Annotated in this window: 10 protein-coding genes; 5 read left to right on the top strand and 5 right to left on the bottom strand. The window is 58.3% G+C overall.

Annotation, left to right across the window (positions count from 1 at the left end):
* Positions 1-72 precede the first annotated feature (72 nt).
* On the bottom strand, positions 73-750 hold the full coding sequence (gene mtrA / locus CARG_RS01790; protein WP_020975677.1) for an MtrAB system response regulator MtrA: 678 nt from the start codon (positions 748-750) through the stop codon (positions 73-75).
* A gap of 187 nt (positions 751-937) precedes the next feature.
* On the opposite strand from mtrA, the gene CARG_RS01785 reads away from it, so the two are divergent.
* Genes CARG_RS01785 through CARG_RS01770 form a run of 4 tightly spaced genes read left to right on the top strand, consistent with a single transcriptional unit; the run spans position 938 to position 6,479 of the window.
* Positions 938-1,396 carry a YbjN domain-containing protein gene (locus CARG_RS01785; RefSeq protein ID WP_020975676.1) on the top strand — a complete coding sequence of 153 codons (459 nt, stop codon included), beginning with the start codon at positions 938-940 and terminating at the stop codon, positions 1,394-1,396.
* Between the two features lie 48 nt (positions 1,397-1,444).
* Positions 1,445-1,927: a type III secretion system chaperone family protein gene (locus CARG_RS01780; protein WP_020975675.1), complete on the top strand. Its 483-nt coding sequence runs from the start codon at positions 1,445-1,447 to the stop codon at positions 1,925-1,927.
* Positions 1,927-3,741: an HSP90 family protein gene (locus CARG_RS01775; RefSeq protein WP_020975674.1), complete on the top strand. Its 1,815-nt coding sequence runs from the start codon at positions 1,927-1,929 to the stop codon at positions 3,739-3,741. The genes CARG_RS01780 and CARG_RS01775 overlap by 1 nt, the downstream gene beginning before the upstream one ends.
* Positions 3,742-3,800: 59 nt before the next feature.
* The gene (locus CARG_RS01770; RefSeq protein ID WP_169733185.1) at positions 3,801-6,479 is read left to right on the top strand and encodes an ATP-binding protein; all 2,679 of its coding nucleotides are present in this window, start codon (positions 3,801-3,803) and stop codon (positions 6,477-6,479) included.
* A gap of 25 nt (positions 6,480-6,504) precedes the next feature.
* On the opposite strand, the gene CARG_RS01765 is transcribed toward CARG_RS01770, so the two are convergent.
* From CARG_RS01765 to CARG_RS01755, 3 genes are all read right to left on the bottom strand, one after another.
* On the bottom strand, positions 6,505-7,128 hold the full coding sequence (locus tag CARG_RS01765) for a dTMP kinase (protein WP_020975672.1): 624 nt from the start codon (positions 7,126-7,128) through the stop codon (positions 6,505-6,507).
* Positions 7,129-7,130: 2 nt separating this feature from the next.
* Positions 7,131-8,615: an adenosylhomocysteinase gene (gene ahcY / locus CARG_RS01760; protein WP_020975671.1), complete on the bottom strand. Its 1,485-nt coding sequence runs from the start codon at positions 8,613-8,615 to the stop codon at positions 7,131-7,133.
* A gap of 185 nt (positions 8,616-8,800) precedes the next feature.
* The gene (locus CARG_RS01755; protein WP_020975670.1) at positions 8,801-9,163 is read right to left on the bottom strand and encodes a hypothetical protein; all 363 of its coding nucleotides are present in this window, start codon (positions 9,161-9,163) and stop codon (positions 8,801-8,803) included.
* Positions 9,164-9,451: 288 nt separating this feature from the next.
* On the opposite strand from CARG_RS01755, the gene CARG_RS01750 reads away from it, so the two are divergent.
* On the top strand, positions 9,452-10,414 hold the full coding sequence (locus tag CARG_RS01750; RefSeq protein WP_020975669.1) for a hypothetical protein: 963 nt from the start codon (positions 9,452-9,454) through the stop codon (positions 10,412-10,414).
* Positions 10,415-10,506: 92 nt separating this feature from the next.
* Here CARG_RS01750 and manA read toward each other — a convergent pair whose 3' ends face one another.
* On the bottom strand, positions 10,507-11,721 hold the full coding sequence (manA, locus tag CARG_RS01745) for a mannose-6-phosphate isomerase, class I (RefSeq protein WP_020975668.1): 1,215 nt from the start codon (positions 11,719-11,721) through the stop codon (positions 10,507-10,509).
* Positions 11,722-11,744 lie beyond the last annotated feature (23 nt).

Below are 11,744 nucleotides of genomic sequence, written 5' to 3'. Positions count from 1 at the left end.
ATGCGTCGGAAGAAACTCAACACTGTGTTTTGCTCACACGTTAAAGATGTGGGTCGCTAGACGTCGCGTCGCTTAGGCGCGAACCGTCTTGTAGCCCAGTCCACGGACGGTCAGCACGATCTGTGGGTTTTCCGGGTCGCGTTCCAATTTCGCGCGCAAGCGTTGGACGTGAACGTTGACCAGGCGTGTGTCTGATGCGTGGCGGTATCCCCAGACCTTTTCCAGGAGCTCTTCGCGGCTGAATACTTGGTTGGGTTTGCGAGCCAGGTGCAGCAGCAGATCAAATTCGAGAGGCGTGAGGGGGATTTCTTTACCGTCACGCTTAACGATATGCCCAGGAACGTCGATGGTCAGTTCGCCAAGTTCGATCAGTTCGCTGGGGGTTTCCTCGATGCGACGCAGACGTGCGCGAATGCGCGCGATGAGTTCCTTGGGCTTGAACGGCTTGTTGACGTAATCGTCTGCTCCGGATTCCAACCCCAAAACCACGTCAACAGTGTCAGTTTTTGCTGTCAACATGACGATCGGGACGAAGGAGGTTTTGCGGATTTCGCGGCAAATATCGATGCCGTTCATTCCGGGAAGCATGAGGTCCAGCAGGATGAGGTCGGGTTGTTCCCGTTCTGCTGCAGCGACCGCTTCAGCACCATCGGTGATCGCGACGGTCTCGAAGCCCTCTGATTGCAGGACAAGCGTCAGCATTTCGGAGATCGCGGGATCGTCATCAACTACCAATAGTTTCGGACTCATGGCCTCTATCTTTGCACATTTATCGACTGCGAGGCTGCTGTCGTGCATTCGGCAGTGCCATGCTGGGCCGCACACCCCAGCAAACCGAGGAGTTAGGCACCTTAGCCTGTGCTATCGTTAGCACACTCACAGTCCGTGATCCTAGTTGTCTCGTCACGGTTCGCGATCGCACCGAAAGGACAGTGCAATGGACCAACCAGCGGCCACAGCTCAACGAATCATCAAACTCCTGGAAGAAGCAGAGCTGCTATACAGCGTCGACGATGATGGTGAAATCCGAGTCGCGTTCGATGCTTTCTCCTCCTGGTTTAACGTCCGAGACACCATTGTTCGTGCGTATGCCTACCTTTCCGGGGAGGTTCCCCGAGAGCTGCTCGACGACGCCCTAATGTTCGCCATGGAATGCAATTCAGACCACGTGTGGGTCAAGTCGATTGTTCTTAATTTCGAGGACGCTGGCTTAGCAGATGCTGATGCGCCGACACCCGAGGGATTGCCGATCGCACTAGAGTTCGCTTCCCCCGTGGCCGAAGGGCTGTCCACTGAACAACTGAGGTCATTGATTCAGGCGACGTTTGCTGGCTTCACCCAATGCGCCGAACGCTGGGCGGAACGGTTCCCAGAGCATATAAGCGCAGCTGAATAGCGATTAACACGGTTTCAGCCCCTTTTATCTAACACGAAGGATTTTTCGATGGCTTGGTTTAAAAACGCGGCATCTGACACTCCTACCCCTGTCACGCTTACTCGTCTCGCAGGTGCCCTGGACCGTATTGACTTCACGTATGACTTGTCCAAGGACCAGATTGGCACTGGCTTCAACGGTTTTCCGATGAAACTGTCGCTCGTTGGCGACGGCGCATTCATTTTGGCTGAGGCCTTCGCCGTGGACAAGTACTTGCCAAAGGATCGCTTCCCTGAGGTTGTACGCTGGGCGAACTCCTGGAACGCCGAGGCTGTGTTTGGCACTGCCTTGCCGATCCTCACCGAGGATGACATTGTGGCTTTGCAGGTTGACGTGTCGGTTCTTACTGCCGGGGGCGCTACGAATGAACAGCTGGATACTAATCTTGCAGCTATTCTTTCTGGGCTCGATCAGACGATTGATTCCTTTTCTGAGGCTTTTGGCTTCCCACGGGCTGTGTTTGGCGAAGAGCAGTCCGAGTCGGAGGGTTAATGTCCTCTAATTTTCGTGTGGACTTGTCGGGGGTTGTGGAGCTTCTCTCCCGCAACCTGTATTCGGGTCCGCGTGTGTTTATTCGCGAATTGCTGCAAAACGGCGTGGATGCGATTACTGCGCGTCGTGAGCTGCAGCCGGATTGCCCGGCACGGATTCGCTTTCTTCTGTCTGGCCGCACCTTAACGGTGATCGATTCTGGGGTGGGTTTGACCGCCGACGAGGCCGCGTCTCTGCTGTCGACTATTGGCGCTTCGTCGAAAAAGGACGAGTTTGGTCTGAGCCGTTCAGATTTTTTGGGCCAGTTCGGCATTGGTTTGTTGTCCTGTTTTATGGTTTCGCCATCGATCGAGGTGTTTAGCTCTAGCGTCCGTGCTGCTGAGCCGGGGCGTGGGGGCATTGTCCGCTGGGTTGGTTCTTCGGACGGCACGTGGACGATTGATGACGGCGCGTCGGTCGCTGCTCCAGCGCACATTGAGTCCGCGTTGTCGGGTGGGGGCACGGCGATTGTGCTGGAGGGTTTCCCGGACGAGCAGTTGTTCAGCCTTGCGGCTTTGCGCGACGTCATTACATCTTATGGGCGTTTCCTAGAGGTTGACGTGACTCTTGAGGGAGGCTCGGAGGTTGAGCACCTGGCGTTGCAGCGTCCTCCGTGGGAGATGGCACCTGCGAGTCGTGCGCAGGCGACGTGGTGCGCGGAAAATTTTGGTTTTATGCCTTTCGCTGCGATCCCTTTGGATGTTCCGGAGGCGGGTTTTAAGGGCGTGGCTTATGTGTTGGAGTCGGGGGCTAATCCTGGGCATGTGATGCGCCATCAGGTGTATCTGCGGCGGATGTTACTGGGGTCTTCGGTGAAGAGTTTGTTGCCGGATTGGGCGTATTTTGTGCGCGTTGTTGGCAATGCGGAGTTTTTGAAGCCCACGGCCAGTCGCGAGGATCTTTTTGATGACGATCTTGTGGAGTTCACCCGCCAGGCGATCGGCGAACATATTCGTGTGTGGTTGACCCAGTTGGCGGCGCAGGAGCCTGCGATGTTCAAGGCCTTTACTGCGCTGCATATTAATGGGTTGAAGTCTTTGGCGTTGACTGATCGGCCGACGCGGGAATTGTTGTGCCGCACCGTTCCGTTTATGACGACGCTGGGTGCGATGACCATTGGGGAAATCATCGATGCTTATGGCGGTGTTCGCTATGTAAGTACGGATGATCAGTTCCGCACGATCGAGCCGATTGCTGCCGCCAATGAGGTGTGTGTGCTCAATGCGGGGTTCGCGTTTGATCAAGAGCTCATAGGCCAGCTGGCTTTAGACTATCCGCAGGTGCGTTTTACCGCGTTGCGTCCGAGTGAATTGTTGGGCGTGTTGTCGTCCTTGCCTCCGGATGAGGAGGCCGAGTTGATGCCTTTTGTTGATGCGGCCTCGAAGGCTTTGGCTGGTCAGAATGTTGAGATGTCGGTGCGTCGTTTTGAGCCAGGGACGTTGCCTGTGCTGTTTTTGCCAGATGGTGACGTCGCGGGGGCTCGGGTGGAGGGGGACGCCGCGGCGTCATCATCGCCTTTGGCTGCGTTGGTGGAGTCTGCTGCTTCGCAGCGTTCCCCGCAGGCTGGGGTGAGCTCGCCGCAGTTGGTGTTTAATGCCCATTCGCCGGTTGTGTTTGAGATGGCGGGTGCTGTGGACCGTCCTGAGGTGTTGGACAGTGCTGTGCGTGGCTTGTATGTGCAGGCGTTGTTGGCTGGGCGTCATCCGATGGATAGTCAGGCGCGTTCGTGGTCGACGAGTGTGTTCAGCACGTTGATTAGTCGTGCATTGAAGTAAGCGGGTTGGGCCTGGCGACAGTGTGGCCGGCCGCCAATGATGTTGAAGAAGGTGTTGTGATGGTCACTGGTCCGGGGCGTAGCCCGCAGCTACAGGAGTTGTTCGATAAGGCGCACATGTTGCCTTTTGGTCCGGCGTGCTCGGCTGCGTGGGCGCAGGCGGTGACTGCCGCTCAGGACGAGGCCGATGATCCTTCGACGGTGGAGGCGTTGCTGCAGCTTGTGTTGGCGTACACGATGGGTGGGCGTACGGACCGCAGCTTGGCACCGTTTGTGCAGTTGGATGCGTTGTATCGCTCGAAGCCGGAGGTGTTTAACGATGAACAGCTGAGTAGTTTCGGCTGGGATTTTAAGTATGCTTTGTCGGCGGTGCGGGGTCTGCCTTCTGTTTCCTGCGAGCAGTGGGAGATGCTGCTGGAGTCGATGAGGGAGTTTTATGTGGCGCAGGGGGTAAGTTTGCGCCCTTACTATTACCGGCGGGCTTCCTATGCGTGGGATATGGGCGACGAGGAGGGCTATAAGGAGTTCCATGCGCGCTGGAAGGCGGCTGCTCGTGGCGAGTTGTCGGATTGTGCTGGCTGCGAGCCTGCATTCGACATGATGTATGCGTTGCGCATGGATGATGTTGACGCCGCGGTGGTTGCGGGTGAGTTGTCCTTGGCGAATGCGGACAATGCCTGCGATCGCAACCCGGAGGAAACTCTGTCGTTGATGATGGAGCCGTGGTTTATGCAGGGCCACGATGGTCGCGCGTGGGCTGCGCATTGCCGTTCGTATCGTCGTTTTCAGCAGAGTTCTGCTGATTTTGATCAGTTGGCTTTGCATTATCGTTATTTGGGTTTGTCGGGCTTGTTGCGACCGGAGAGGCTTGAGCGCGGGGTGGGTATTTTGCTGCGTCATCTTCCGTGGTGGTCGGAGGTTGATAGTGCTGATTCTCTGATGGATGCTGCGGCGGATGCCGCGGTGTTGCTTGCGTGCATTCCGGAGGCTGAGCAGGATCAGGTTCTCAACGTGACGCTTCCCGGTAGCTCTTTGCCGTGGTGCGTGCGTCCCGATGTACCGCAACCAACAGTGCGGGTGGCTGGGCAGTGGTTTAAGGACCTGGCCTTGGATCTGGCTGATTTGTTCGATGCGCGTCCGGGTCATCCGAATCCGGGTGTGCATCGGCGTCGAGTACTGGAGGCTTTGACGCTTCCAACTCCTGATGAACTGCCCGAGATCCGGGATGTAGCTTCGTCTGATGGTGTGATCGATGTGTCGGGGGTGTTTGATCCTCAGGCTCGTGGATTGGGTATGTCGGGTGCGTTGATTGTTGATGATTCGCCCGAATCTGTTGAGGATGACGCCGCGGTTGATGATGAGCCCGCGAAGGTGCCATTGCGTTTCCGTGGTCCATGGGATGACTTATCGCTGGCGGAGTTGAAAGTCCGGGATGCCGCTATTAATGCGGTCCATAAATGCGACGAGTACACGGTGTTCGGTGTCCTTGCAGAGCAGCGTGAGGCGGCGGAGTTGATTGAGGCGCGTCAGGTTGATGTGGATGTGGCTGCTAGTGCGCTTCCTCCGGAGTTCGCCCAGGTCGATCCTGCGTTTGAGCTGCTTGCGCGCTCGGACAAGCATCTGGAGGCGGGCGAGTTGGTTGAGGCTGCCACGTTGGCGGATCAGGCCACCCGGATGGATTCCATCGATCCGATTGGGGTGCGTTTGTCCGCGTGTGGGACGTTGGCGATCGCGGCGTCATCTGCTGGTTATCCGGAGGAGGCTGTTGAGGCGCATCGCGAGGCGATCAATGTGGCCGCGGCGTTGGGGGCGCCGTTGATCCAGGCTCAGATTGCTGCCCGCTTGGCTGATGACTTGTTGGGTTTGCGGCGTTTTTGGGAGGCTGCGGAGGTCGCGAACAATGGTCTTGATGCGTTGGAGCGGTTGTTCGGCGCTAGTTACCCTGCGGTCGCAATGCCCGTTGCTGCGGCGTTGAATGTGTGCGTTGCTGCTGCTAGCGCCTCCGTGGACCAGCATGGGACGGCGGCTCGTAGTTTGGAAAAGGCCGCGGTGTTGGCTTTTGAGCACGTGGCTTTGGCGGATGCGAGTGATGAGGTTCGCCAGGAGGCGCGCGCTGCTGCTGCCCGTCATTTTGATGACGCCGCGTCGGGTTACAACCAGGCAATGATGTATGAGGATGCGGTTCGGTGCCGTCATCGTTGCGTGCAGATGTCTGTGGAGCGGTTGCGTGAGGTGCTGAAGCAGCATGGCACTGCCGGGGGCCCTGATGCTTCGGAGCAGTCGCGCTCCCCCGAAGTTAGGGATGCTGTTCGCACCCTTGCTTCTGTGCGCAGTCGCTACGGCAATGATCTCGCCGAGGCGGTGAGGGCTGGCCACGCTGAGCATGCCTCGACTTTGGACGAGGTGATGGAACAGCAGCGGGTGCATCTGCTCACCTATGTGGATGTGTTTGAGCGGAGTCCGCAGTGGCTGGAAGCCGATTGGTTGCGGGATCGTGCGGTGCAGTTTTTTGTGATGAATCAGCACATTTCCGCAGCGGATGCTCAGCGTGCTGCCATTACGGCCTTCACCGAGTTGGGCGATCGCGCTGAGGTGATCGATAGTTGGATGGGCCTTTCACACATGTACCGGGCGCGTGGGGAGCTCCGCCAGGCTCACACCGCTGCTGAGGAGGCCGCAGCGTTGGGCAGTCAGGAAGCGTCGCGGTTGGCTGCCCAGATTGGCCAGGAGATGGAGTGATCTCCTGGTCGGTTCGTGCGGCCGACTAAAGCTGGGCGATGTACGCAGCGACGTCGCGGGGGTCGGTGTCGGGGTGTGCGCTCATCCAGGGCCCGTGCCAGTTGTCGTCAGCTAGCCTGCGGTAGGCATCCAAGGTGCGTTCCTGCAGGCTACTGTCGCTTTCGTAGGCGTCGAGAGCTCTGCTCGTGTCGGCTTCTGCCCGGCGTTGTGCGCGCTGGGCAGCCAGATCAGCATCGGTGCCTAGGAGGATAGTCAGGTCAGGTGCGGGCAGGCCGAAGCGGCCGAACTCCAGGTCTGCGACGAAGTGCTGCCCTTCGACGCTGTCGAGCCGTGCTGCTGTGTAGGCGGCGTTGCTTGCAACGTATCGGTCGAGCAAAAGCACATCGTGTTCGTGCGTGCCACCGGGTGCGTAAGACAGCAGGGTGTCTTTGTACCCGTAGCGGTCGAGGGCGAACAGTAATGCCATCGCGTGGATGGACTCGACGGTGTCACCAAGCTTGTGCTTGAGTGCGTCGGCGGCGAGGTCAGCGTGCAGCGTGCCATACCTGGGGAACGCTTGAACGATCACTGGCCGATCGATGAGTCCCGTCAGCGCACGCACCAGGGTGTTTTTACCGGCGCCGTCAATTCCTTCAATTGCGATGATCATGTTTAGTAGCGGTAGTGCTCTGGCTTGTAAGGGCCAGCGACGTCGACGCCAATGTATTCGGCTTGTTCCTTGGTCAGTTCGGTGAGGGTGCCGCCGAGTGCTTCGACATGGATACGCGCGACCTTTTCGTCGAGGATCTTGGGCAGACGATAGACCTGCTTGTCGTAGTTGGCGTGGTTGTTGAACAGTTCGATTTGGGCGATCGTCTGATCCGCGAAGGAGGTGGACATGACGAAGCTGGGGTGGCCGGTGGCGTTGCCCAGGTTCAGCAGGCGGCCTTCGGACAGGACGATGATGGCGGTGCCGTTGGGAAGGATGAACTCGTCGACCTGTGGTTTGATATGCACGCGCTGGACGTCGTCGCGGTGCAGCAGGGAGTGCATGTCGATTTCGTTGTCGAAATGGCCAATGTTGCCGAGCACGGCGTGGTCTTTCATCTTCAGCATCTGCTCGAATGTGATGATGCCCAGGTTGCCGGTGGCGGTGATGACGATGTCGGCGTCGGCGATAGCGTCATCGACGTGGACGACGGGGAAGCCGTCCATGAGTGCTTGGAGGGCGTTGATGGGGTCTGCTTCAGTGACCTTGACGCGGGCGCCTTGGCCGGCCATGGCTTCGGCACAGCCCTTGCCAACATCGCCGTAACCGCAGATGAGGACGCTCTTGCCGCCCATGAGCATATCGGTGGCGCGGTTGATGCCGTCGATGAGGGAGTGGCGGGTGCCGTATTTGTTGTCGAACTTGGACTTGGTGACGGCGTCGTTGACGTTCATAGCGGGGAAGGGCAGGGTGCCTTCCTCAGCGAAGTGGTAGAGGCGGTGCACGCCGGTGGTGGTTTCTTCGGTGACGCCGCGGACGGCTTCTGCGATGCGACCCCAGCGGCCGGGTTCGCGTTCGAGGACCTCGCGCAGCATGCCAAGGAAGGCGATGTGTTCGTCGGAGCTATCGGCGGTGGCCTCGGGTACGCGGCGGTCGTTTTCGTATTGGCGCCCGCGGATGACGGCCATGGTGGCATCGCCACCGTCGTCGAGGATCATGTTGGGCAGGATCTCGTTGCCTTCAGCATCTGCGCCCCAGCTAAAAATCTGGTCGAGACACCACCAATACTCGTCGAGGGTTTCGCCCTTCCACGCGAAGACCGGCACACCATTGGGTTGCTCGACGGTGCCGTCACCGACGACAACTGCTGCGGCGGCCTCGTCTTGGGTGGAGAAAATGTTGCAGGAGGCCCAGCGCACGTCTGCGCCCAGTGCGGTGAGGGTTTCGATAAGTACGGCCGTCTGGACGGTCATGTGGATGGAGCCTGCAATACGGGCACCTTTGAGCGGCTGCTCCTCGGCGTATTCGCGGCGCAGCTCCATGAGGCCTGGCATTTCGTATTCGGCGAGGCGGATCTGGTGCCGGCCGGCGTCAGCCAGGCTCAAGTCCGCGACCCGAAAATCAGTGAAGGCGTCGGTGTTGGTGCTGTTCTGCGTACCGTGGGGCACAGGGGTCTCCTTAGGGATTGGTTGTGGCGCTTGTAGCAAGCTTCTCGATCGATTGTAATTGTGCGAAGCGGCCCACCGGCATAGGGAGTGCGACAGCTGCCAACAAACTGAAGAAACTTTAAGTTTTCTTAAAGTTTCTTAGATAATGCGGGTTGACAAGCTGCTGAGAGGCCTCGTGGGAACCCTTAGCTCAGGGCTTCGATGTATGCCTCGATATCGACGTCCATGTCAACGTTTTCCAGTAGCTCAAGTGCAGCCTCGTTCAGCACCTCATCGCCGTGACCGATAAGCGTCCGAATGAAGGGGTACTCCTCAACGACGTCGCCAGCACTATAGGGCGCACCTGCCCAAATGGCGGCGATCGTCGCGGCGCATAGTCCCCGCACATAGTCCTCATCGCCGCTGAGGTCACCGCCACTAAGACCCTGCGCTAGCGTGCAGGCATCGCCGATGGCTTCCACCTGATCGTCAGGGTCGAGACTGTCGATTTCGTCAAGGAAATCTACCGTGAATTCCTGTCGGAAAATGATGTCGTCCCACGCTCCCATTGAGCTGCTCTCTTTCGCTTTCTTTTGGCCTGTTTGAGTGTTACTCTTCTTAGCCGGTATGGACTTCACGGAAGACCACACCGATTCTAAGGTTTTTTAATAATTCTCTTAGGATTGTGTGTGATCTTTCGGGCCGCTTCCTGGCTTTCACAACCAGGGTACGCCTTTTCGACGTCCACATGAGCACGAACCACTTGATCCACATCGGCCACCTAGATATTCACAGATATTCGCTGCCTCAGTTTCACCAAGCGACTTACAGGGAAAGGACCTGCAGCAGTACCGACCATGAAGTCCAACATTGGCATCTTATTATCGTGCGCGGCAGCTGGGTCTGCCGTCGCCGGCGGCATCGCATTTTCTTCAATGAATAATGACGCCGCACCGTCAGCGGAGGATTATCACATCGATGTCGCTGTTCGCTCAGGGTTCACCATAACCTCGAAGGAGAGCTCGCCGTCCTCAGACCCGCTGATGCCTCCGAACGCGTCTGCGCAGAGCTCCACCACATCTCCCTCGCGGGCCTTCAGTGCCAACCAGGAATTCCAACCCCCGCTGTTGCGTGAAAGCGCTGCTCGAGTGGCCCCCTCGGTAGGCGCTGGACGTGCCTCAACTGCGCGGGAGCGCACGACGACCAAGGAGAGCACCACCGAAACCGCTTCTCATCGCCGTCCGCCTCGCTCCACCCCTGGCACGGATACTCCGGCAGCCCCCTCACGCTGGCAGGAGTTCATGAACATCCTGAACTCCAACGCCGCGTTGGAAACCAACGTCTACTACGGTGGCGTTCAAATTGTGCGAGTGACGGACACCGGCCTGTGGATGCTCATGCGCACCAATGAATATGGCGAACCCATCGAGATCATGCAAAGCGGCTATAATTCCGAAAACCCTGTCTCTTTGCTCAACTTTGATGCTTTGGATCCGTGGGAAGATGTAGACATGACCCCGGATGACACCGGAGCGCTGCCTGACGCTGTAGACACACTCGCGGATGCCGACACCCTCGACACTGCAGAGGTCGAGGATACCGCAAGCGCTGAGGACACAGACACCGATGCTGAAGCAGTAGATACTGTCGATACTGTAGATACTGAGGAGTCTGATTCCGCTGACGCCGACACAGAGCTCGACACTGTAGACACTGCGGATGCCGTAGATGTTGACGACGAGGTTGTAGTCGAGCTCTCCTTCACCGACGATGACTCAACGACTGAGGATTCGACCGGCACCGCGAGCGACGACGCCTAAGCATCCAGCGCTAGATAGCAAAAAGGTTGGTCGGGGCCACCCCACTGTGTGGCCCCGACCAACCTTTAACGTATTGCTAGAAACAGGCCATTTTAGGCATGTGTTGCAACAAACAACTGTCCGCTGCCCTCGAGCACAACCTGTGCGTTTCCAGCAGGAATCCATGCGGCCTCACCGGCACGCAGGTCCAGAACCGTCGCGGCGTCATCAGCCTTCACAGTGCCCTCAGTGCACACGATGATCGTCGGAGTACCCGTAGGTACCTCCCAGCGGCCATCAAGCTCCACGCGTGTCAGCGCAAACTCATCGATCGGAACCGGGTAGCGGACGACACGGGCACCCTCCACCACGGACTCTTCCCCCGCCAAACGGGCATCCTCCAAAGTGTCGAAGTTCAGCACCTTCACCAACTCCGGCACGTCAACATGCTTGGACGTCAACCCGCCGCGCAACACGTTGTCCGAATTCGCCATGATCTCAACGCCCAAGCCCCGCACGTACGCGTGCAGGTTGCCGGCATCCAAATACAAAGCCTCGCCGGGCTGCAAGGTCAACTTGTTCAGCAGCAACGCACCCAGGACACCCACGTCCCCGGGATACATCTCATTGAGCTCAACGATGTTGCTTAAGGCCTCGCGCATCCACTGTGGGACTTCCCTCGAAGAATCATCAAGCACCGCACGCGCACTAGCCACCACAGCACTGATCAGCTCAACACGGGCCGCAGGTGGGATAGTGATCCACGTGGTAAACAACGCCCGAACATTGTCGCCCGAACCCTGTGCTACCGAATCCGCGGGAGCATCCGGCAGCAGGGAACGATAACGCTCCAGCTCGGGGCACGCCAGCACATCAAACAGTTCATTAGTCAACGGCACTGGACGGAACCCCGCCATCGCCTCGAACTCGCTTAGAGCAACGATCAACTCGGGTTTGTGATTGTCGTCTTTGTAGTTGCGGTGCGGTGCGTTGAGGGCAATACCTGCCTCGTTTTCACGGGCATAGCCCTCTTTCGCCTGTTCACGGGAAGGGTGCGCCTGCAGGGACAACACCTCATCGGCAGCGAGCAGCTTAAGCAAGAATGGCAATCCCTGGCCCTGATCGGCAGTGTTCCCCAGACTATGAGTGGGGTCGTCAGCGATGACATCGATCAGCGTGCGCTCCCCCACCAGTGAAGGAGCAAGGGGATGCGCCCCGAACCACATTTCTGCTTCGCGCTGGTCAGTGGGTTCTGCCCCACGCAAGCGTGCCAAAGCTGTGCGGGAGCCCCACGGGTAATTGCGGACAATACCAGTGAGCAACTGCATGTGTGTCTTAACCTTTGTGATGT

This window comes from Corynebacterium argentoratense DSM 44202 (assembly GCF_000590555.1).
Lineage (GTDB): Bacteria > Actinomycetota > Actinomycetes > Mycobacteriales > Mycobacteriaceae > Corynebacterium > Corynebacterium argentoratense.
This window is presented reverse-complemented; position numbering and strand designations above follow the sequence as displayed.